This window comes from Serratia sp. N21D137, assembly GCF_047530005.1.
Taxonomy (GTDB): domain Bacteria; phylum Pseudomonadota; class Gammaproteobacteria; order Enterobacterales; family Enterobacteriaceae; genus Chania; species Chania fonticola_B.
Genome location: NZ_JBLJAJ010000025.1, coordinates 1 through 21,176, shown reverse-complemented (window position 1 = coordinate 21,176; position 21,176 = coordinate 1). Strand labels below are relative to the sequence as shown.

Annotated in this window: 18 protein-coding genes, 1 tRNA gene and 1 pseudogene; 13 read left to right on the top strand and 7 right to left on the bottom strand. The window is 51.8% G+C overall.

What is annotated here, in order from left to right:
* Positions 1–7: 7 nt before the first annotated feature.
* Both citD and citC read right to left on the bottom strand, forming a co-directional pair.
* Entirely contained in the window at positions 8–316 is a 309-nt protein-coding gene (gene citD / locus ACMV5H_RS18270; protein WP_021180301.1) for a citrate lyase acyl carrier protein, read from the bottom strand.
* The gene (gene citC, locus ACMV5H_RS18265; RefSeq protein ID WP_414822253.1) at positions 313–1,386 is read right to left on the bottom strand and encodes a [citrate (pro-3S)-lyase] ligase; all 1,074 of its coding nucleotides are present in this window, start codon (positions 1,384–1,386) and stop codon (positions 313–315) included. The genes citD and citC overlap by 4 nt, the downstream gene beginning before the upstream one ends.
* Before the next feature lie 323 nt (positions 1,387–1,709).
* Between citC and dpiA the strand changes: the two genes are divergently transcribed.
* Positions 1,710–2,396, top strand: coding sequence for a two-component response regulator DpiA (gene dpiA, locus ACMV5H_RS18260; RefSeq protein WP_094982588.1), 687 nt, complete (start codon positions 1,710–1,712; stop codon positions 2,394–2,396).
* Positions 2,397–2,471: 75 nt separating this feature from the next.
* Here dpiA and ACMV5H_RS18255 read toward each other — a convergent pair whose 3' ends face one another.
* From ACMV5H_RS18255 to ACMV5H_RS18240, 4 genes are all read right to left on the bottom strand, one after another.
* Complete coding sequence (locus ACMV5H_RS18255) at positions 2,472–3,455, bottom strand: ABC transporter permease (protein WP_414822252.1); 984 nt, start codon at positions 3,453–3,455, stop codon at positions 2,472–2,474.
* 2 nt (positions 3,456–3,457) lie between these two features.
* Complete coding sequence (locus ACMV5H_RS18250; protein WP_037375581.1) at positions 3,458–4,396, bottom strand: ABC transporter permease; 939 nt, start codon at positions 4,394–4,396, stop codon at positions 3,458–3,460.
* Between the two features lie 76 nt (positions 4,397–4,472).
* Positions 4,473–5,954, bottom strand: coding sequence for a sugar ABC transporter ATP-binding protein (locus ACMV5H_RS18245; protein ID WP_059201160.1), 1,482 nt, complete (start codon positions 5,952–5,954; stop codon positions 4,473–4,475).
* A 74-nt stretch (positions 5,955–6,028) separates the two neighbouring features.
* Positions 6,029–6,964 carry an autoinducer 2 ABC transporter substrate-binding protein gene (locus ACMV5H_RS18240; RefSeq protein ID WP_258557350.1) on the bottom strand — a complete coding sequence of 312 codons (936 nt, stop codon included), beginning with the start codon at positions 6,962–6,964 and terminating at the stop codon, positions 6,029–6,031.
* A 237-nt stretch (positions 6,965–7,201) separates the two neighbouring features.
* On the opposite strand from ACMV5H_RS18240, the gene ACMV5H_RS18235 reads away from it, so the two are divergent.
* The 9 genes and pseudogenes from ACMV5H_RS18235 to ACMV5H_RS18195 all read left to right on the top strand — a co-directional run.
* Positions 7,202–7,453 (top strand): hypothetical protein, encoded by a 252-nt coding sequence (locus ACMV5H_RS18235; RefSeq protein WP_046808356.1) that lies wholly within the window; start codon positions 7,202–7,204, stop codon positions 7,451–7,453.
* The gene (locus ACMV5H_RS18230) at positions 7,450–8,079 is read left to right on the top strand and encodes a response regulator transcription factor (protein ID WP_021805795.1); all 630 of its coding nucleotides are present in this window, start codon (positions 7,450–7,452) and stop codon (positions 8,077–8,079) included. Before ACMV5H_RS18235 ends, ACMV5H_RS18230 begins: the two co-directional genes overlap by 4 nt.
* Before the next feature lie 12 nt (positions 8,080–8,091).
* The gene (locus ACMV5H_RS18225; RefSeq protein WP_037375421.1) at positions 8,092–9,624 is read left to right on the top strand and encodes an MASE1 domain-containing protein; all 1,533 of its coding nucleotides are present in this window, start codon (positions 8,092–8,094) and stop codon (positions 9,622–9,624) included.
* 88 nt (positions 9,625–9,712) lie between these two features.
* Entirely contained in the window at positions 9,713–11,005 is a 1,293-nt protein-coding gene (gene uhpC, locus ACMV5H_RS18220) for an MFS transporter family glucose-6-phosphate receptor UhpC (RefSeq protein ID WP_059201163.1), read from the top strand.
* 144 nt (positions 11,006–11,149) lie between these two features.
* Complete coding sequence (locus tag ACMV5H_RS18215; RefSeq protein WP_021180290.1) at positions 11,150–12,181, top strand: ABC transporter substrate-binding protein; 1,032 nt, start codon at positions 11,150–11,152, stop codon at positions 12,179–12,181.
* 67 nt (positions 12,182–12,248) lie between these two features.
* The gene (locus ACMV5H_RS18210; RefSeq protein WP_414822251.1) at positions 12,249–14,327 is read left to right on the top strand and encodes an ABC transporter permease; all 2,079 of its coding nucleotides are present in this window, start codon (positions 12,249–12,251) and stop codon (positions 14,325–14,327) included.
* Between the two features lie 25 nt (positions 14,328–14,352).
* Entirely contained in the window at positions 14,353–15,411 is a 1,059-nt protein-coding gene (fbpC, locus tag ACMV5H_RS18205) for a ferric ABC transporter ATP-binding protein (protein WP_039995816.1), read from the top strand.
* Between the two features lie 284 nt (positions 15,412–15,695).
* Positions 15,696–15,771 (top strand) — tRNA-Asn (locus ACMV5H_RS18200).
* 107 nt (positions 15,772–15,878) lie between these two features.
* A pseudogene (locus tag ACMV5H_RS18195) lies at positions 15,879–16,154 on the top strand (IS3 family transposase); the annotation flags it as partial.
* 385 nt (positions 16,155–16,539) lie between these two features.
* On the opposite strand, the gene ACMV5H_RS18190 reads toward ACMV5H_RS18195, so the two are convergent.
* The gene (locus ACMV5H_RS18190) at positions 16,540–17,172 is read right to left on the bottom strand and encodes a TetR/AcrR family transcriptional regulator (protein ID WP_059201165.1); all 633 of its coding nucleotides are present in this window, start codon (positions 17,170–17,172) and stop codon (positions 16,540–16,542) included.
* Positions 17,173–17,467: 295 nt separating this feature from the next.
* On the opposite strand from ACMV5H_RS18190, the gene ACMV5H_RS18185 reads away from it, so the two are divergent.
* The 3 genes from ACMV5H_RS18185 to ACMV5H_RS18175 are packed head-to-tail and all read left to right on the top strand — an operon-like array spanning position 17,468 to position 21,031.
* A complete protein-coding gene (locus tag ACMV5H_RS18185) occupies positions 17,468–18,520 on the top strand; it encodes an oxygenase (protein WP_179253283.1) in 1,053 nt (350 codons plus the stop codon).
* A gap of 9 nt (positions 18,521–18,529) precedes the next feature.
* Positions 18,530–19,654: an ATP-grasp domain-containing protein gene (locus tag ACMV5H_RS18180; RefSeq protein ID WP_115158127.1), complete on the top strand. Its 1,125-nt coding sequence runs from the start codon at positions 18,530–18,532 to the stop codon at positions 19,652–19,654.
* A 3-nt stretch (positions 19,655–19,657) separates the two neighbouring features.
* On the top strand, positions 19,658–21,031 hold the full coding sequence (locus ACMV5H_RS18175; protein WP_414822250.1) for an MFS transporter: 1,374 nt from the start codon (positions 19,658–19,660) through the stop codon (positions 21,029–21,031).
* The last annotated feature ends 145 nt before the right edge of the window (positions 21,032–21,176 follow it).

Sequence of the window (21,176 nt, the reverse complement as noted above, 5' to 3'; positions counted from 1 at the left end):
ACGGTGTTTATTCAGCGTTTTCACGGCGTTCCTCCCAAGGCAGTGCGGCGGTTTCGCTGGCACGCATCAGCGCGGTTTCCAGCCGTGCACGCAGCACACAGTCCAGTGCGCCTTTATCGTCGACAATCACCTGCACCGGCGGCACGTCATACTGCTGCAAAACCTGCAACAGGGTGTGGCGGATGGCATCGCCGAACTGTTTTTCCACGCTGCTGGCAATCAGCAGATCGTGTTCCGGGCCTTCTGCTGGCGCGATACGGACCATGACATCGCTGGATTCCAGCGTGCCGGCCATTGCTTCTCGGATTATTTTCATTGTTCACCTGATTGTGCGGACTCAAATTCTTGCGGTACTGGCTTGGCCCGGCGCTGTACCTGCAGATCCTGCAGGTAGTACAGCGTGTCTTTCGGCACCAAAGGCGCTGCGGCGTGGAAGTCTCCCGCGGCCAGCAGCTTGCGCACCCAGGAGGCAGAGATCGCCGTGCCCTGGTACTGCAAGCGCTCAATTTCCACCAGATCGATCGGTGGGCTAGGCAGCGCCGGAGTTTCCAGCCAATAACGCATGTCGCGGTTGTATTTCGCCGTTACGGCGCAGAACGGTTCGTTGCCGACAAATCGATGCGTGATGCCCAACGCGGGGGCCAGATACTGACGGAAGATTTTCAGATCGATTTCGGTGTAACAGTCGTCGGCAACCCCCTGCTCTTTAATGAAGTAGCAAGGGAAAGTGGCACGGGAGATCACGTATTGCGACCCCTCATGCACCGTCAAATTGGTGATCCCCTCGGTGCCCTTCAGTACCAGATCGCGGCGATCTTCATACGGGAAGCGCGAGGTGTTTTCCTTCACCAGGAACAGATGCAGCCAGTCACATTGGGCGGCGGCTTCCCGCACCAGATATTGATGGCCACGAGTAAAGGGGTTGGCATTCATCACGATGCTGCCAATGGTGTCGCCCGGCTGGCGCTCGCTGGCCAGTTGCGCGGCGTAACGCTTCAGGCGGCACGGGCTGTTTTCCATCAGCACCACGATGCCCGGTACACTGGCAATCGGGTAGAAACCGCACTGGCGAAACAGCGCCTCATTCTGCACTTTGGTGTAGATAAACAGCTGGGTGTGATGGCGCTCATAGGCCAGATTCACCAGTTCGGTCGCCAATGATAACGCCAGGCCTTCACCGCGCATTTGCGGGCTGATGGCCACGCATTTAATAATATTTTCGGCGATACCTCCGCAGGCAACCAATTGCTCGCCCTGGGTCACGGTGATAAAAACCTCGACCGTGGTATCAATATTCAGATCGTTACTACGCAAAAAAGCATTAATTGCCGCTATATTTTTGTGATCCGATCTTTTCACCCGAGTAAATACGGTATCGCCCAGCATGTCAGTCTCTCTAAAATAACTTATCAATAACATTTGAAATACAAAATCCCATTACAGTTAACATTAAGGTGTAATAAAAACCTTAAAAACCATCTAGTTGAAATGGTCCATAACACGAACGGGGTATTTAATGGCGCCATGTTAAACACAAATAACGCCCTGATTATTGACCTATTTCACAATCTACCCTCAGTAAATAAGTTGTTTAATGGTTTTTATTTACTTAATTATTTTTATAGTTTTTATTAGCGACATAGTGTTTAATTAAATAACCATCTCGCTGAGATTTAATTAGCAACGTAATTAAGCAACGGGGAATTAACATGGAGTGGCTAAATATTCTGATTGTTGAGGATGAAACGCCGTTGGCAGAAATGCATGCGGAATTCATCAAGCAGAATGGCGGATGCCGGCAGATTTGGCTGGCGGGTACCCTGGCACAGGCACGCACGATGACCGAGCGTTTCAAACCCGATCTGATCCTGCTGGATAATTTCCTGCCAGACGGCCAAGGCATAGAACTACTGCGCGAACTGACGCTACAAGGCTACGGCGGTGGCATTGTGTTTATCACCGCCGCCAGCGATATGGACACCGTGGCCGAAGCGCTGCGCTATGGCGTATTCGATTACCTGATCAAACCCCTGGCCTATGACCGCCTGGCGCAAACCCTGCAACGCTTTAGCCAACGGCGCGAAGCGCTGAAAGACAAGGCGCGGGTCAACCAACGCCGCATTGATGAAATGTTCAACACCTACGCCCGCGGTGGCGATCAGGCCGCGTTGCCCACCGGCATTGATGAGCTGACGCTGATAAAGATCCGCGATTTGTTCGAAGATCCGCAGGTGCGTCATACGGCGGAAAGCGTAGCACAACAGATTGGGCTGAGCCGCACCACCGCCCGGCGTTATCTGGAGTTTTTCAGCGCCAACGATCAATTAGTGGCGGAGATTATTTACGGCAAGGTGGGCAGACCCCAGCGGATCTATCGTTCAGCAAGCAATGGTTAAACAGGAGCGCCCAACATACAGTGATGTAGTGGGCTGCTCCTGGGGCTGTCGGACCTGTTTGGTGAACTTGCACTATCACTGCAACGGCTTGTTCTGCCTTAAGAAACGCAATGCCGGGACCTTCGCACCTTTGACAAAGATAAACGCCAGCAGTAGCGACCCCCACAGTGCCATGGTGATATAGCTACTGACGCCCATGATATTTAGCCCGCTCTCCAGCATTTGCAGCAGGAACAGCGCTAACACAATGCCGAAGACCCTACCAAATCCGCCGTCAGGATTTACCCCACCCAATACCGTCGCCAGGATAGTGATAAGTAACAGTGACTCGCCGTAGGAGGCTTTGGCCGAGTTGAGTTTCGACATCATCAGCAACGCCGCGACGGCGCACAGTAACGAGGAAATCACATAAACCCAAATCAGCGTGCGGCGGGTGTTAATCCCAGAGTAAAAGGTGGCTTTCTCGTTGGAGCCGGACAGGTATATCTGACGGCCCAGCGGGGTCTTGGCCAACATAAGCCAAAGCAGCAACGCCACCACGGCAAACAGGTAAAGCGGGACTGGAACCCCAAGAAAATAGCTGCGGTCCAATGCCAGTACATAGCTCGGAAAGTTAGAAATCGCCGAGCCTTTGGAGATCAGCACATTGATCCCTTTGAGCAAGGTCATGATGCCCAGTGTCGCCAGAATTGGGGATACCCGAACCACCGAGATAAGCACCCCATTGATGATCCCCACCACCAAGGCAACCGCCCCCCCCGCCAACAGCATCACTATCAATGAACTGAACGTTGGCTCAAGATGGGTACACACCCAGGCCATCACCAGCGCACTGGCGTTCGCAGTGGCAATAATGGATAAGTTGATGCCACCGGTCAGCATGGTGATCGCCATTGCCAGCGTCAATATCCCCACGACGGGGATCTGTGAGGCGATGGATTGGAAATTGGCCGCAGACCAGAATACCTGTGGGATCAGCACACTGAACACGCCCGCCACCAGCACCAGCAGTGCCACCAACCAGCGCTCGGTATGATCACGTTGAGTTGTTTTCGACATGGTTATATCCCTACCTTATGACGTTGGCCCCAGGCTGTCACACTGATACTGATGACTATCACCAGACCGATCACCACGCTATGCCAGTACGACGAAATACCCAGTAAATTCAGACCATTTTGCAATATTGCCAGCAAGATCACCCCGAGCAGAGTGCCGGTTAGGGTCCCCCGTCCACCGACAATACTGGTACCGCCCAGCACCACCGCCGCCAGCACGGTGAGTTCATAACCGAGCAACGAATCCGGTGCCACCGTCAAGACGGTATAGGACTGCACCACACCGGCGATACCGGATAAAAACCCCATATAGCCATAAACAAACAGTTGCAGCTTTACAATGCTGAACCCCATGCGGGATGCCGCTTCCTGATTACCGCCCAACGCATAAATTTGCCGGCCAATGCTGGTGCGTGTCATCACCAAAGCAGTGACAATAATCGTCGCCAGCAAGGTCAAAATGGGCAGCGAAAGGCCATAGTCATAGCCGTCAGCGGCGGTGAAGGAGAACAGCATTGGCCCATGTTCGAACCATTCCGGATAGGTATACAGCCAGACACCCCGGCTGAGATACAGCAGCAACCCGTAGAAGATATTCAGCGTGGAAATGGTAATAATGATGGACGGTACCCGCAGGCGATTAACCAAGAGCGCGTTGATCAACCCCAGCAACAAGCCGATGCCTCCTGCCAACGCGAAAGCCACCGGGAAATTACCGCCAAACTTCGCAATGAATGTCACCATGACATATTGCGAGATAATGGTCATCGCCGGAAATGAAATGTCAATACCGCCAGAAATCAAGACGATAAAAAACCCGCACGCCAAAATGGTCAGCATGGCGTAGTTATTTATCAAGTCATAAATATTGGCGAGCGTCAGAAATTCTGGGCTGGTGAAAGCAAGATAAGTCGAAATGATCAATAGGGTAAAAGCCAACATAACTTCGTGGCGTTTCAGATGCTTTTTATTAAATAAACCTGTTTTGCCTACATCAGGCTTATTGAGTGCATGGGGATTAGCCATTGACTACCTCCGCAATGGCAGCTTCGCTGCAGTTACTCGGCAAGAACTCCTGCACAAGCCGGCCGGACCGCATAACGATAATACGGTGGCTATTAAAGTAAGCTTCATCAATCTCATCACATACCATTAATACCGCTATCCCCCGCGCCGCCAATGCATTGATAATATTATAAATACCTGCTTTGTTGGCGATGTCGACCCCAACGGTCGGCGAGTCGAGGATCAGTATTTGTGGGTCGGTTGCCAGCCATTTGGCGATGGCAATACGCTGCGCATTTCCGCCGGATAACGTGTTGACCGGCAAGTCGCTGTTACCAATTTTGATCGACAGGTGTTTCACCATGTCTTCGACCAGCGTGTCGACTCGCTCGGCCCGCATCAGGTGCAAGGCATTTTTAAGCCGGTGTAATACCGTGGCACTGATATTGTCGCGGATTGATTGCTCCATAATCAGCCCGGTGCTCATCCGGTCTTCCGAGACATAGCCCACACCGGCGGCAATGGCATCGCGGTTACTGGCGAACCGCATTGGCTTATCATTGATACGAATGCTGCCCGACTCGGGTTTGGTTAAACCAAATAGACTGAGGCACAGTTCTGTGCGGCCAGACCCGAGCAAACCAACCAGCGCGACAATTTCGCCAGGATGCAAAGCCAGTGAGATATCCTGATATTCATTGCCACGGGAAAGCGCTTCCACTGCCATCACGACCGGGCGTGCTTCGCTGTAAGGCGGTAGCACCTGAAAATCAAATTTCATATCCGTCATCAGCCAGGCAAGCCGCTGGTTGTCCACTTCAGCCGCAGGGTAGGTTCCAACCCACTGGCCATCTTTCAGCACGGTAATACGGTCTGAAATCTCCAGCACTTCGCTCAACCGGTGACTCACAAATACCACACAGATATTGCGTGATTTCAGCTCATGCACCACCCGTAGCAAGCCGTTGACTTCCTGCCGGGTCAGCGACGCGGTTGGCTCATCCATCACAATGAGGCGGGCATCTTGTGCCAGTGCACGACAGATAGCGACTAATTGTTTCTGGGCGATGGATAAATTCTCAACCAATTCGTCCAGATTAAGGTGGGCATCAATGCTGTTAATGACGCGTTCGGCGGTCTCACGCATCTGACGTTTATTCACCCACAGCTGATGGTGATAATGGTTCATGGCGATATTCTCAGCCACGGTCAGATTCGGGAATAAGGATAAATCCTGATAAATGACCTGGATCCCCAGGCGGACAGACTCAATAGGTGTCAGGGTTGAATAGGTTTTGCCATCAATAATAATGGCGGCATCTCTATCGGGTTGGTAAACACCGGAGATAATCTTGATCAGTGTTGATTTGCCACAACCGTTCTGCCCAGCGAGGCAATGTACCTCACCCGGTAACAGGGTCATAGCCACCTTATTCAGCGCCTTGACGCCATAAAAGGTTTTACTGATATTTTCCAGGGTAATAAATGGCTGCATACATCCTCTTACGCCAGGCGAGCAATTGTTGCAGAGCCGGACAAGGCATCCGGCTCTGCGGTCATGCGGGGGAATTAATACAGGGAATCCACGTTATCTTTGGTAACTCGCAGTACATTGTGGAACTGAATCAGGTGTTTATCCTGATCAACTTCCGCTTTACCCACCCCAGGGATCTCCATGCCTGTTTCGATCTTCTCACCTTTAAGCACTTTGTCAGCAACGGCGGTCAGTGCATATCCAGCAGAACCTGGGTCATAAGTGACACCCATGGCGATATCACCACTTTTAATCAGCGAGGCTGCCTGAGAGGGGATCATCATGCCGAATACGTGGACATTGTTTTTCGCCCGCTTCTCTTTCACTGCACGGCCTGCACCAATTGGGCCTTGTGAACCGAAGGCCACAATCCCTTTCAGGTCGCTATGCGCTTTCATCAGATCCAGTGTGGTGCGGCGTGAGTCATCAATGCTCTCGGCGACGGGCATACGGCTAGTCACTTCAAACATTTCCGGATAATGCGCTTTCTGGTACTTAACAAACAAATCTGCCCACAGGTTATGCTGTGGCACGGTCAGGCTGCCGACATAAATGACATACCCACCCTTGCCGCCCATCGCTTTTGCCATTTCTTCCACGTTGTCGGCGGCAAATTTGGCGTTATCAATGATTTCAATATCCCAGTTAGCGCTAGGCTGCCCTGGTGATTCGTTGGTTAATACCACGACACCGGCGTCACGCGCTTTCTTGAAGACGGGCTCCAATACATCGGCATCGTTCGGCACGATACTGATGGCACTGACTTTCTTGGCGATTAAATCTTCAATAATTTTAACCTGTTGTGGAGCATCGGTACTGGATGGGCCGACTTGATAGGCTTTGATACCGAGGTCTTTACCGGCACGTTCCACACCTTCACCCATGCGGTTAAACCAGGGCATTCCCGCGATTTTCGAAATATTGACGACTTCCACTTCTTGCGCCAATGCACCGCCCGAGCCCACCAGCATGCTGAACAGGCTAGCCGCCAATAACGTTTTCACACTCATTTTTTTCATCTAACACTCCCGGATCTAATGTAGGTTGAGGCATAACCGCCAAATAGCGAGGTAACTCATTGGTATTATTTATATTTTATTGTTAGTGACGATTTCCCGGGATGCCGATTTTACATCTGCACAACATTCCCGTAGGGGGACTCTACAGCCTCGATAGCGATTTCCCCCATATCTTTGAATGCTATTTATATGGACAAACTTGCAACCTTCCCGGTTTGCGACGGGGGTCATGCTCCTGAGGGGATAAACGAGGCGAAATGCGTAAAAATAACCGTCAGGAAGGCAATAACTGCGCTGGTGACAGGGATACTCTGGGTCGATGCGGCAGGCCATTTTAATGCCAATCTGTTAACTCCCTTCCATTTTGCAGCGCAACAGTTGCCAGCCAGTGTTTTCCTGCGCATGATGCGGAAAATCTCACACTTTGTTACAGGCTTATGATTAACGTTGCGCTGATAGACGACCACGTGGTGGTTCGTTCCGGGTTTGCCCAGTTACTGTCGTTGGAAGAGGATATCCGTATCGTCGGCCAGTTCGACTCGGCGGCACAGGCATGGCCGCACTTGCTGCGCGATCCGATCGACGTAGCGGTGCTGGATATCGCCATGCCGGATGAAAGCGGCCTCAGCCTGCTCCAGCGTTTACGCCAACAGCGCCCCACCTTTCGCGCCATCATCCTCAGCATCTATGACACCAATGCCTTCGTGCAAAGCGCTATCGATGCCGGGGCCGGTGGTTATCTCACCAAACGCTGCGGCCCCCATGAACTGGTGCAGGCGGTGCGCGCCGTCAGCAGCGGTGGGCTTTACCTGTGCGCGGATGCCTTGCGAGCGCTGCGCCATACTCCGCAGCCACCGAAAGAATTGCAGGTACTCACCCCGCGCGAGAAAGAGATCTTCGATCTGCTGGTCAACGGCCTGAGTGTCAAAACCATCGCCCAACAGTTGACCTTAAGCCATAAGACCGTGCAGGTGCACCGCGCCAACATCCTCGGCAAACTGCATTGCGACACCACCGTGGAACTGGTGCATTTCGCGCTGCAACATCAACTGCTTGCCGGGAGTTAGCCGGTGCCGCCAATGGTGCGCCGCCTGGCGCTTTCGCTGTTTCTGGCGCTGTTTTTTGCCCTCAGTTGGCTAGCCCTGTGGACCATTAGCCTGCACCTGAGCCATGACGGCCAGCAGGCCGTGCTGCTGTTTCCCCAAGGGCTGCGGCTAGCGCTGCTGATCCTGTTACCCCGGCGTTACTGGCTCACGCTATTACTGGCGGAAGCCGCTACGCTGCTATGGCTGCATGACCAGCAATTGCTGAACGACCGTTCGGTGCTGTTACTACCGTTGTTAAGCCTGTTGCCTGCCTGGGGTACTCAGCGGTTGTGGTATCGCTATCACCTGTATTGGCAACGGCTATCGCTATTGCTGGCGGCCATCGCGGCCAATGCGCTGCTGTGCGGGTTACTGGCGGGGGTCTGGCTGCCATCCAGTATCAGTCAAACCTTGCTGACCAGCTTTACCGGCGGCGTACTGCTGGTGCCTTTCGTCTATCTGATTTATACCTACCTGCGCCAGCAACTGGTGACGTCGATGCCCGTTCCGCGCCCCTCGACACCACAGCTACGCACCTCTCTTCTGCTGTGGTGTTCACTGTTTCTCACCATGGGGATTTGCGTGCAACTGGCGATCGCCCCGCAGATGGAGCGGCTGCTGCTGATCTTTATCTTTTTGCCCAACGTGTTTATGGCTTATCGCTTTGGCTGGCAAGGGGGCGTCCTGGCGGCGCTGTTTGGTAGCGTGATGATCACCCTCACCCGTCAGGCCGGTGGCGCGTTTCAGGGTCTGCAAGAGTTGGAGCTATTCCTTTCTACCCAGGCGCTGTTGGGGATTGGGCTGGGGATTGCCATCAGCCGTCAGCAGCAATTGGCGCAAAAGCTACAGCGCTATCGCCAACAGTTGGAGCAGGAATTAGCGGCCAAAAGACACCTGATGGAGCGGCTGATAGGTACCGAAGAAGAGGTGCGCAAGGCCATCGCTCGCGAGTTGCATGACGAGATCGGCCAGAATATTACCGCCATTCAGATCCAGGCAATGTTGGTGAACCGCAGCGCCACCGCCCCGGCCACCCGCCTGGCCGCGGAGCAGATCGATTCGCTATCGCAACGCATCCACCACACCACCCGCACCCTGCTACGGCAATTGCGCCCACCGGTGTTGGAAGAGATGGAGCTGGACAAAGCTCTGCATCACCTGGCCGATGAGTTTTCCTTTGCCGAACAGGGGATCAGCTTCCAGCTGGATTACCGCCTGCCAGCCACGCCAGATGATGAAACCCTGGTATTTACCCTCTACCGCGTGGCACAGGAGCTGCTCAATAACATCAGCAAACACGCCTGCGCCAGCCATGTGCATTTAAGCCTGACGCAAACCCACCAGACGATCACTCTGGAAGTCCGTGATGACGGCCAGGGTATGCCGTTGCAACCCACCAGCGGCTTTGGCCTGCGCGGTATCGAAGAGCGAGTGCGCGCATTGGGGGGCGATTGGAGGCTCCATCGGCGTAATGGCACGCGCATAATTGTTAACCTGCCCACAAAACTGAACAAAAACTCCGTCTGACTAGGACTAAGTCTTAGGTGCCTAAAACCTTGTCTCATCCAATCCTGTTTTCAACACCCTACACTGCTCTCACTGTCCGGAGGAACTCATGACATCGGCCACGTTAACCGCGGAACAAATCAGCGCTCGTTACCGCTACTGGCGACCACGCCTGATGTTTTCGATGATCGTCGGCTACGGCGCCTTTTATCTGACACGCAAGAGCGTCAGCTATGCCATGCCGGTGATGCAGCTCGAACTGGGGTTGGACAAAGGGGATATCGGCCTGCTGGGTACGCTGTTTTACCTGGCCTACGGCGGCTCGAAGTTTGTCTCCGGCATTGTCAGCGATCGCAGCCAGGCGCGCTGGTTTATGGGTGTCGGGCTATTTATCACCGGCGTGCTGAACATCGTGTTCGCCTTTTGCCATTCGCTGACGGCGTTGCTGGTGGTCTGGACGTTAAACGGTTTCTTTCAGGGCTGGGGCTGGCCGCCTTGCGCCAAGATGCTCACCAGTTGGTATTCGCGCAACGAGCGAGGCTTCTGGTGGGGCACCTGGAATACTTCGATCAGCCTGGGCGGTGCGGCCGTGCCGTTGCTGTCCGGATTTATGGCTTCACACTACGGTTGGCAGGCTGCGCTGTTGCTGCCGGGAGCCATCGGGATGCTGATTGGGCTGTGGTTGTGTTGGCAACTGTGCGGTAAACCGCAGCAGCAAGGATTACCCAGCGTAGGCCACTGGCGGCGCGATCCGCTGGAGCTGTGGCAAGAGCAGCAAAGCCCGGCGATGCCGATGCGGCGGATGTTGTTTGACACCATATTGCGCAATCCGACCATCTGGTTGCTCGGCGTGTCCTACATCCTGGTGTACCTGATACGCATTGCGCTGAACGATTGGGGCAACATCTGGCTGGCGGAGAGCCACGGCGTCAACCTGATGAAGGCCAACGCCACGTTGTCACTGTTTGAACTGGGTGGGCTGTTTGGCGCACTGTTTGCCGGATGGGGATCGGATCTGCTGTTTCGCGGCCTGCGAGCACCGATGATCCTGCTGTTCTCCATCGGACTCTTTGTGACGACGACCGCCCTATGGCTGGCCCCGCTGCACCATTACGGGCTGCTTTCGGCCTGCTTTTTCGGCCTCGGCTTTTTTGTGTTTGGGCCGCAGATGCTGATCGGGCTGGCCGCCACGGAGCACTGCCACAAGGACGCGGCCGGGACCGTGACCGGGTTTCTTGGCCTGTTCGCCTACCTGGGTGCCGCGCTGGCCGGTTGGCCGCTGGCGCAGGTATTGCAGCATTACGGCTGGTATGGCTTTTTTGCCCTGCTGGCGCTGGCAGCCACCTGCGTCGGCCTGCTGTTGATGCCGCTGCTGATGGCCGGGCAGATACGGCAACAATAGACGTAATTTTTATACGGTTAATGGATTGATCCTCGCACCCAATAGCAACACCGGATCAGCTCCCTCTCCCTGTGGGAGAGGGTTGGGGTGAGGGGAAAATGGTTTGCTTTACCCTACAAAGACAACAACAAAAAGGACAACACCATGAAATTGACACCTCTCAACACCCTGCTGGCCACCACGCTGGCGCTGACAGCCCTGGCCGGAACCGTGCAGGCCAAAGGCCGTCTGGTGATCTATTGCAGCGCCACCAACGCCATGTGCGAGGAAGAAGCCAAAGCATTCGGGGAAAAATACGACGTCAAGACCAGCTTTATCCGCAACGGCTCTGGCAGCACCCTGGCCAAGGTAGACGCGGAGAAGAAAAACCCGCAGGCCGACGTCTGGTACGGGGGCACGCTGGATCCCCAATCGCAGGCCGGTGAAATGGACCTGCTGGAGGCTTACGCCTCGCCGAACCTGGAGCAAATCATGCCGCAGTTCCGCGACCCGGCCAAACGTAAAGGCAACTACTCCTCTGCGGTGTATATCGGCATTCTCGGTTTCGGCGTCAACACCGATCGCCTGAAAGAGAAAAACCTGCCTGAACCCAAGTGCTGGAAGGACCTGACCAACCCGATCTACAAAGGGGAAATCCAGATCGCCGATCCACAGAGTTCCGGTACGGCCTACACCGCGCTGGCCACCTTTGCGCAGTTGTGGGGCGAAGAGGCCGCCTTTGATTACCTGAAACAGCTGAACGGCAATATCTCGCAGTACACCAAGTCCGGCATCGCCCCGGCCCGCAACGCCGCGCGCGGTGAAACCACGATCGGCATTGGCTTCCTGCACGACTATTCGCTGGAAAAAGAAAAAGGCGCACCTCTGACGCTGGTTTCCCCATGCGAAGGTTCGGGCTATGAAATCGGCGGTATCAGCATCCTGAAAAACGCCCGCAATATGGAAAACGCCAAGCTGTTCGTGGACTGGGCGCTGTCAAAAGAGGCCCAGGAGCTTTCCTGGAAAAAGGGGCAGTCTTACCAGATCCTGACCAACACCACGGCAGAGACCTCCCCTAACTCGCTGAAGCTGGATCAACTGAAACTGATCGATTACGACATGGATACCTACGGCGCTTCCGACATGCGTAAAAAGCTGATCACCAAATGGGTTAACGACGTGAAGATGGGCCACTGATCCCATCCTGCATCTATCGGGCGTAGGCTCTACGCCCGCTTCATTTTCGTTTATTCCGGGGAATATCATGTCTGAAACCATCACCTTGCGCACGGCGCAGGGGCGGGATCCCATTTTCTACTGGTTGCTGCTGGCGCTGGCAGGTTTCGCCCTACTGCCTTCCTACAGCCTGGACTACGGGCTGCTGGAGGCGACCAGCGAAGAGCTGCTGGCGGCCTACGGATGGTCACATGCAGGCTTGGCCATGCTGTGGTTTGCCGCCCCGTTGCTGCTGGTTGTACGCCCGCAGATTGCCACTGGCCGCAAGCAACGCAACCGCCATCTGTTTGATGCTGGCTATGCTCTGGCCTGCGGGCTATTGGTATTTATCAGCGCCGCCGCGACCGGTACCGGGATGGGATTCGCTACCTTGCCGCTGCTGGTGGCAATCGGCGCAGTGATCACTCTTGCTCTCTCAAGGCTGGAATGGCTGGGTGGCGATCGCTTTGTACTCGGTTCGCTGGTGGCAGTGATCGCCCTGATCGTGCTGTTTATCATTTATCCCAGCATCGCCATCTTTATCCCGATGTTCACCGATGAGGCCGGTGCCTTCGCCCCGTTGGCGTTTATGCAAACGCTCGGGCAGGCGCATATCCTGCAGGTGATCTGGAACTCCTTCCTGCTCTCCGTCGCCGTCGGGATTGGCTGTACCTTCTTTGGCATGGTGCTGGCGATTTATACCACGCGTATCGCCCGCCGTTCGGCGGTGATTGGCCGTATCTTCTCGATCCTGCCAATCGTCACACCGCCGTTTGTGGTTGGTTTAGGCGTCACCCTGATGATGGGCCGCTCCGGCTACATCACCGAGCTGATGGTGACCTGGTTCGGCCTGACCAACACCAACTGGCTCTACGGCTTTACCGGGATCTGGTTGGCTCAGGTGCTGGCCTTTACGCCCATGTCATTCATGATCCTCGATGGGGCTATCAAGACCATCCATCCGTCGCTGGAAGAGGCGTCCTACACGTTGCGCGCCAACCGCTTCCAGACTTTTACCCAGGTGTTTATGCCGCTGCTGAAACCGGCATTGGCCAACTCGTTCCTGATCGTCATTGTTCAATCGTTGGCGGACTTCAGTAACCCCTTGGTTCTCGGCGGCAACTTCGACGTATTGGCCACGCAGATCTACTTCTACATTACCGGTGCGCAGCTTGATTATCAGGCAGCCAGTACGCTAGGCGTGGTGCTGCTGATGTTCTCGCTGCTGGTGTTCTGCGTGCAATACATGTGGATCGGCAAACGTTCCTACGTGACCATTTCCGGCAAATCCAACCACGGCGACGTTCAGCCGCTGCCGGTGACGCTGGTGTGGGGCGTCTCGCTGATGCTGTATGTCTGGATCACCTTCAACATCTTGCTGTACGGCAGCATTTTCTACGGCAGCTTCACCGTTAACTGGGGCGTGGACTACACGCTGACGCTGGACAACTTCAGCAAACTGTTCGGCCAAGGCTTCAGCGACGGCGCGTGGCCTTCCCTGCTCGATACCTTGCTGTATGCCGGGATTGCCGCACCGATCACTGCCATCTTCGGCCTGCTGATTGCCTACATCGTGGTACGCCAGCAATTCCAGGGTAAAAAAGTGATCGAGTTCAGCACCATGCTGTGCTTCGCGGTGCCAGGCACCGTGGCCGGTGTTTCCTACATTCTGGCGTTCAACAGCGCGCCGGTTTATCTGACCGGAACGGCAGCCATCGTGATCATTTCGATGGTGATGCGCAACGTGCCGGTGGGGATCCGCGCGGGTATCGCCGGTTTGGGGCAGTTGGACAAGTCGCTGGATGAGGCCTCTCTCAGCCTGCGTGCCGGTTCGCTACGCACCATAGTGTATATCCTGCTGCCCTTGCTGCGCCCGGCGATCCTTTCGGCGTTGGTCTACAGCTTTGTCCGTGCCATGACCACCGTGAGCGCCATTGTTTTCCTGGTGACGCCAGATACGCGCGTCGCAACGTCCTACATCCTTAACCGGGTCGAGGACGGCGAGTATGGCGTAGCCATTGCCTACGGATCGATCCTGATCGTAGTGATGCTGGCGATTATTTTCCTGTTTGATGCCCTGGTTGGCGAAGCGCGGGTCGCGCGTTCCAAAGCCCGGAATGCGGCCTGATACCCGGCGGAGAAGGATGAACAACATGTCTGACATTCAAGATAAGAAACACTTTGTTGAACTGAAGAACGTCGCCAAGCGGTTTGGCAACAATACCGTGATTGAAAACCTGAGCCTGGCGATCCCACGTGGGGATATGGTGACGCTGCTTGGCCCTTCCGGCTGCGGTAAAACCACAGTCCTGCGCCTGGTCGCCGGGCTGGAGAAACCCAGTGGCGGGCAGATCTTTATCGACGGCGAGGACGTGACCGATCGCTCCATTCAGCAGCGGGATATCTGTATGGTGTTCCAGTCCTACGCGCTGTTCCCTCATATGTCGCTGGGGGATAACATCGGCTATGGCCTGAAAATGCTCGGAAGGCCCAAGGCAGAGATCCGCGATCGGGTACGTGAAGCCCTGATGCTGGTCGATCTGGAGGGTTTTGAAGAGCGCTATGTCGATCAGATCTCCGGCGGCCAGCAGCAACGCGTCGCCCTGGCACGTGCGCTGATCCTCAAACCCAAGGTGCTGCTGTTCGATGAACCGCTGAGTAACCTGGATGCCAACCTGCGCCGCAGCATGCGTGAAAAAATCCGCGAATTGCAGCAGCAGTTCAACATCACCTCACTCTATGTCACCCACGATCAGAGCGAAGCCTTTGCGGTTTCCGACACCGTGCTGGTGATGAACAAAGGGGAAATCATGCAGATTGGCGCACCGCAAACGCTGTACCGCTACCCGGCCTCGCGCTTTATGGCCGGATTTATGGGGGATGCCAACATCTTCCCGGCCAAGGTGACCAGCAGCGGCGTAGAGATCTTTGGCTACGCGGTGCCACGCCCACAAGGCTTTGCTGCTGGTTTGCAGCAATGTACCGTGGGCGTGCGCCCAGAAGCGATTACCCTCAGCCAACATGGGGAACCAAGTCAGCGTTGCACCATCAGCAAGGTGGCCTATATGGGGCCGCAGTATGAAGTGCTGGTGAATTGGCACGATCAGTCGCTGCTGCTGCAGGTAAACGCTACGCAGTTGCAGCCCGAACCGGGCGACAGCTATTTCCTGCAAATCCATCCGTTCGGCATGTTTGTCCTCGCCGACGAGTAAGCCTTAATTTACTCCCCGCTCGTGGTTCCGGGCGGGGATTTTTCGATGTCCATTCCCTACTCCCGTCTCGATATCACCGCATTTACGGCACTGATGTGATCTCGCTCTGTTTCTCGCCGCCGTCGGGCATTATCACTATCGGTTGAACTTAACGCGGGCATCTATGGGGTAAATCTGCCAAAAGCTCAACGGGTTGCGCATTCTGTAAGCAAACAAACGCAGAATGCGTAATCCCCTTTGACTTCCCCCCTGCACCCCGTTATGATTCCGCCCGTTCACACGATTCCTCTGTAGTTCAGTCGGTAGAACGGCGGACTGTTAATCCGTATGTCACTGGTTCGAGTCCAGTCAGAGGAGCCATATTCAGAGAAGCCCGCTTAAGGAAACTTAAGCGGGCTTTTTGCTTTTCAGTGACCCGTCCTGAATAGCGTTGACACGTTTTCGACTTAAATCCGGAGAACGTGATAATGGCCGAGTTTAAACGTAAACAACGTGACTATTCTTTGTCTTTTAAAATTGCTGTTGTTGAGCAGGTTGATAAAGGCGAAATGACCTACAAACAGGCTCAACTGCGCTATGGTATTCGGGGACGTTCGACCGTTCTGACCTGGTTGCGCAAGCATGGCCATCTTAACTGGGCCCCAGGTCTTCCCCATCTCTCCAGCCGGGAGTTGCCCATGAGCCAACCGCCTGCCCCTTTAACTCCTGAACAAAGGATCAGGGAACTTGAAGAACAGCTTGAGCTGGTCACCCAGATCGCACTGTGATTAAAAAATACGCTATCATCTTGTCTAGACTGTAAAAATACACAAAATAAAACCGTTCTGATGGGCCCGACCGGGTAATAGCTTTGTTCTGTTTATGGAATTCGAGCTTACTATTCCCGGCCCCTATCCCCCAGTCGTATTTATCGACCGAGAAAAACCATTTGTCATTGCATTCAAGTAAAACTCAGATGATTGTAGCCGGCTTCAATAACGGTCAACTCTTCTGCACTAAAAGTCTGCCGTTTTCGCTCACCCCGGTAATACCAACAGCAATGCACCAGCCCCTTATCAGACGTAGTTCCACTGACGACCATGATTGCAGGTCGTTTACGTAAGCGTACAAGCATCCCAGGCATAAACATTAACCGCCCCCTGCTAAAGCAGAGCTATTAGTCTGCCCCATCTTTAATACACTCATCATAATGAATTCGTTTGCCTGTTTGAGGGCAGAAAAGTCAGGTTTGACCTTGCCATAAACACGCATTCCTTCAAGCATTATGAAGAGGCTTTCAGCCATAATCTCGGCCTTGACATCCAGCCTGAATATGCCTTTTTCTTGGCCCTGCTTGATTATGATCAACAGGTTTTTCTTAATTCCGCTGAACATATAGCTGACTTTTTCGTAGATATCCTTGTCGTCTGGGAGCAACTCACTCGCCGTAGCAATGGTAAAGCAACCCCGGGTACCATCTTCGCCGGTAGACAGTAAAGCACAGTAATTCAGCGTTTCTCTCAGTGCTTTTTCAGGATCCTGTTCACCAGCGCGTTTTTCCATTCTCCGCAAACCATCATCCATATACTGCGTTAACGCAGCCAGAAAAATGGACCTTTTATCCGGGTATAGCTTGTAGATGCTCGCGCTGGCCAAGCCCGATACCTGCATTAAGTCAGCCATTGATGTGGCGTGAAAACCCTTCATCCAAAACACGCTAAGCGCAGCATCAAGAAAATCCTGCGGGTGAAATTCTCGAGGTCTACCAAGATTTTTTTTCATATTTTCCACTATTTTTTCATATCGCGATATAAGTCCACCATGAATTGTAGATTAATCAACCCACAAGTCAAGAGGTTAATAATTAATAAACGAAAGTAATCATATAATTAAAATAACCGCATGTTTTTACTTGAATTTTACAATCATGATTGGAAAGATGTTTAATTTCACAAATCACTCTTATTCAATTTAACAACCAATCTATTCTTTTTTATTCCTTTTTGATACTTCCACAGCATAAAAACCGCATGTAATTCTAGCTGTGATTAATAAATGTTTTCATATGGAGATCGCTATGAATAAGGAAAAAACACTGAAGTTAATCGAACTTAGTCACGAAGAAAAATCAGTAATTTTCGATAAAATAGCAGGGCTAACCTATTCGCCAGAAGGAAGTTCAGAATATATTAAAGCTATAAGAAAACTGATGTGGAGTATTCTTCCTGAACACTTAACTGATGCCCTAGAAGACCTCAAAAAGCCATTTCCAGAATATGCAGGTATTAAAGTTACAAATCTTCCTGTTGATAGCATTATTACTGGTAGCCCTCACAACAATGAAACAGGTAGACTATTCAAAAGTGGTTCTGTAACAGAGAATATTTTAGTTGGCATGGGCGCTATTTTAGGAGAACCCTACTCCATTGCTCATGAAGGATATGAATTGGTCAATAACCTGACCCCACATAAAGAAAAAGCGTCTGATTATACCGGATTAGGCTCCGCAGTCGAACTTGACTTTCATATTGAAAATGCAGCACAAGTTTATCAGGAGGAAGGTGATACTTCCCCTTTCGTACTCATACTTCTAGGGGTGAGGGAAGATACACAAGCAAAACCATTAACTCGAATCTCTGATGCTCGCAAAGCGCTTAAGCAGCTTTCTGCAGATGATATTGCTGTATTACGAGAAAGATCTTTCATTATCAAAGTCCCTCATCGCTGGAGATCGGCCACGGTTACTCCCAGAGATAATACAGAGTTAGTCCCTGTCGTTTCTGGACCGATAAATGCGCCTAGGATAACCGTGGCATTTTACCCAGATATGGTTATACCCGTTAATAGCAGGGCTCAAGAAGCATTAGAGAAATTACATATCACTATCCGGAGTGTGGCTGAAGGCATTCATATTACTCCTGGTACAATGGTGATAATCAACAACAATTTCATGCTGCATTCTCGCGATCAATTCACAGCCAATTATGATGAAAATGGCCGAGCCTATCGCTGGGTACAGCGTATTTTCGTCACTAAAAATTTATGGCCTTTCCGCAATTTTAGTTGCCAAGGCGAAAGGATTTACAACGCTAAATTTCTCACCGCAGATCAAAAATGTACTGATGAATAAGAGGCTGAAATGCAACTCGTCATTATAGGTGCTAGAAATACTGGCACCAGCTTATATCTTGTGTCGCTGGCGATTCGCTATGGTTATAGCGTCACCGTGTTAACGGCTGAACATGATAATCTCAATGGCGCCTTTGAAAACGCCGTGCAGGTTATCTCATTGAATATTTCCACTGAGAACGTTATAAATTGGATTAAAAAAAACCTGGTAGTATTTACCTCGGCATTACTGATAACAACTGCACACGACTTATATGCAACAGTTGCAGCTCAAGTTGCCGATTGGTTTGGTGTTCCCGGCCCTGATAAAAAAGCAGTAGCTTACTGTGTATCTAAAATTAACCAGAGCGAGACACTTAGCCGCCTAGGTTTTCAGCAAGCCTCTCCAACTCGAGTTTCTCTATCAGAACAGCTACCTGCATCCCTGATCGCGACCTTAAGTTATCCTGTGGTCATTAAACCGGTTGAAGGCTCGGCCAGCCAAGGGATCAGTCTATGCCGGACAACGAAAGAAGCTTTAGTCCACCTTGAACACCTCAGTGCTAAATACAGGGCTCAGCCAGAAATTATCCCTGGTGGCGCAGTACTGATTGAACACTTCGTTGCAGGGCAGGAGTATTGTGTTGAACTATTTGATGGAGTTTTTATTGGCACTATGAAAAAAAACAAGCGTGCAGGCTCACGCTTTATTGAACGGGGTTACAGCTCTGATATTGATTTGACAGAGTCTCAGATTGACAGACTCATCCTCATGACAGAGAAAATTACAGCCTCACTGAATCTGATGTGGGGCCCTATACATATAGATTGTATTATTTATGAAGAGCAGATATATATCATTGAAATTAACCCGCGCATTGCCGGAAGCTTTATTACCGCTATCATTCGAGATGCATGGATGTTTGATATCGCGGATGCACTATTAAAACGCTTGAGTGGGAAGCACGTTGAAATTTTTAGACGACGTGAGCCAAAAAAATTTGCTCAAGTAATGTTTTTTCTTGGTTGTGATCCTGAATCATGGCAAGTCCCTGTAGCAAGTCAACTGACGGACTCTAAAATCAAAGTGATATATGCACCGCAGTTCATTCCGGAAAGGGAGCGCCGAGCCTATGTTTATCTTGTGGTGGAGTGAGCAATGAAAGCACATCGACCTTCACTTCTTCAAGCTGCTCTTGTTACTTCACTTGGCTATATCGTGGTTCAGCTTGATGTCACTATCGTCAACGTTGCCCTACCGACCTTTGCCAGAATATTCCAAGCTGACATGTCTGGGCTACAGTGGATCCCAGATGCGTATGTCATCGTTTTTGCAGCCCTTCTGCTTGCCGCAGGCGGATTGAGCGATCGATTTGGCAGTCGGAGAATCAACCTCGTTGGAATGGTCATTTTCCTGTTTGCATCGCTAATTTGTGCTTCCGCTACCTCAATTGATATTATGATTGTTGGCCGTATCGGACAAGGGGTAGGTGCAGCCCTTATTCTTCCTTCATCACTCGCATTGCTCTCTGCAGTCAGCGAAGGCGATGCAGTACTCCGTACAAAAGCCATTGGATGGTGGAGTGCTATTGGTGGCATTATTAGTGCCGCAGGGCCTTTTATTGGAGGGCTTATACTAAAATATTCATCTTGGCACGCACTTTTTCTGATAAATATCCCGTTATGTCTTGCTGGTATAATTTTTACTCTTTATATTATCAAGGAACCCCCATGTCATCATCGCCAAAAAGTTGATACAAAAGGGATAGTTATTTTTATCATAGCTAGTTTTTCACTAGTGTTTTTACTTATCAATTTTGGAAAAAAATCCGTACATTCCCTTTCTGACCTTTCATTTATAATATTATTTTTCATTTCAGCGACACTGTTAATTCGGCACCTAAGAAATAATGAATATGCTTTTATACCGCCAACTTTACTGCGAACCCCCATTTTCTCAATGGGATTGCTTCTAGGCGCCACCATGAACTTTTCATTTTATGGTTCTATCTTTATATTAACCATTTATTTTCAGGTTTATCGCGAATTTTCACCCGTTATGACAGGGTTAGCTCTGCTGACTTTCACTATTATTGCTGTGGCCAATACTGCCAGCGGTTACTTGTCTGAACGCTTTGGCCCCCGCCTAACCATCATGACCGGACTAGTTACTGCCTCTGTGACCTATACTATTCTGGCTTTTTTTACGTATACCGATGCGAGTTATCTTGCTTTTGTATGTTTCCTATTTCTTATGCCGATAGGTGGCGGAATTGCCTTGCCCACGCTTATTTCGGCTTTCATTCATGCAGCACCTGCCGATAAGACGGCAACCGCCTCAGCAGCGATTAACTCCATGCGTCAAATCGGTGGTGCTATTGGCGTAGCGTTGCTTGGGCTTCTTGTCTCCGGCGTACATTTCCCAGTAAATGTCGGAGCTGCCACCGGCTTTCTTATTGCAGCCTTTACCATGCTGATAACAGTACTCCTTACCTATACAATGTTTTATGAGTCTGAAATCAAGAGGGTTTAAGATGAATATCAGTAATATTCTGTTAGCGCCGATGTAAAAATGACCCACATGCCAATGTAAAATGGACCCACCATGGGTAAAACTGGCAGTTTTAAGCGAGCTGCCGATGCTAACATTGGAGTTAAGAGTGGAGATTGCTGTTCTT

Bases quoted from the DNA above. Each gene is read 5' to 3' on its own strand.
- citD (WP_021180301.1), bottom strand. From the start codon at position 316: ATGAAAATAATCCGAGAAGCAATGGCCGGCACGCTGGAATCCAGCGAT.
- citC (WP_414822253.1), bottom strand. From the start codon at position 1,386: ATGCTGGGCGATACCGTATTTACTCGGGTGAAAAGATCGGATCACAAA.
- dpiA (WP_094982588.1), top strand. From the start codon at position 1,710: ATGGAGTGGCTAAATATTCTGATTGTTGAGGATGAAACGCCGTTGGCA.
- ACMV5H_RS18255 (WP_414822252.1), bottom strand. From the start codon at position 3,455: ATGTCGAAAACAACTCAACGTGATCATACCGAGCGCTGGTTGGTGGCA.
- ACMV5H_RS18250 (WP_037375581.1), bottom strand. From the start codon at position 4,396: ATGTTGGCTTTTACCCTATTGATCATTTCGACTTATCTTGCTTTCACC.
- ACMV5H_RS18245 (WP_059201160.1), bottom strand. From the start codon at position 5,954: ATGCAGCCATTTATTACCCTGGAAAATATCAGTAAAACCTTTTATGGC.
- ACMV5H_RS18240 (WP_258557350.1), bottom strand. From the start codon at position 6,964: ATGCTGGTGGGCTCGGGCGGTGCATTGGCGCAAGAAGTGGAAGTCGTC.
- ACMV5H_RS18235 (WP_046808356.1), top strand. From the start codon at position 7,202: ATGGACAAACTTGCAACCTTCCCGGTTTGCGACGGGGGTCATGCTCCT.
- ACMV5H_RS18230 (WP_021805795.1), top strand. From the start codon at position 7,450: ATGATTAACGTTGCGCTGATAGACGACCACGTGGTGGTTCGTTCCGGG.
- ACMV5H_RS18225 (WP_037375421.1), top strand. From the start codon at position 8,092: ATGGTGCGCCGCCTGGCGCTTTCGCTGTTTCTGGCGCTGTTTTTTGCC.
- uhpC (WP_059201163.1), top strand. From the start codon at position 9,713: ATGACATCGGCCACGTTAACCGCGGAACAAATCAGCGCTCGTTACCGC.
- ACMV5H_RS18215 (WP_021180290.1), top strand. From the start codon at position 11,150: ATGAAATTGACACCTCTCAACACCCTGCTGGCCACCACGCTGGCGCTG.
- ACMV5H_RS18210 (WP_414822251.1), top strand. From the start codon at position 12,249: ATGTCTGAAACCATCACCTTGCGCACGGCGCAGGGGCGGGATCCCATT.
- fbpC (WP_039995816.1), top strand. From the start codon at position 14,353: ATGTCTGACATTCAAGATAAGAAACACTTTGTTGAACTGAAGAACGTC.
- ACMV5H_RS18190 (WP_059201165.1), bottom strand. From the start codon at position 17,172: ATGAAAAAAAATCTTGGTAGACCTCGAGAATTTCACCCGCAGGATTTT.
- ACMV5H_RS18185 (WP_179253283.1), top strand. From the start codon at position 17,468: ATGAATAAGGAAAAAACACTGAAGTTAATCGAACTTAGTCACGAAGAA.
- ACMV5H_RS18180 (WP_115158127.1), top strand. From the start codon at position 18,530: ATGCAACTCGTCATTATAGGTGCTAGAAATACTGGCACCAGCTTATAT.
- ACMV5H_RS18175 (WP_414822250.1), top strand. From the start codon at position 19,658: ATGAAAGCACATCGACCTTCACTTCTTCAAGCTGCTCTTGTTACTTCA.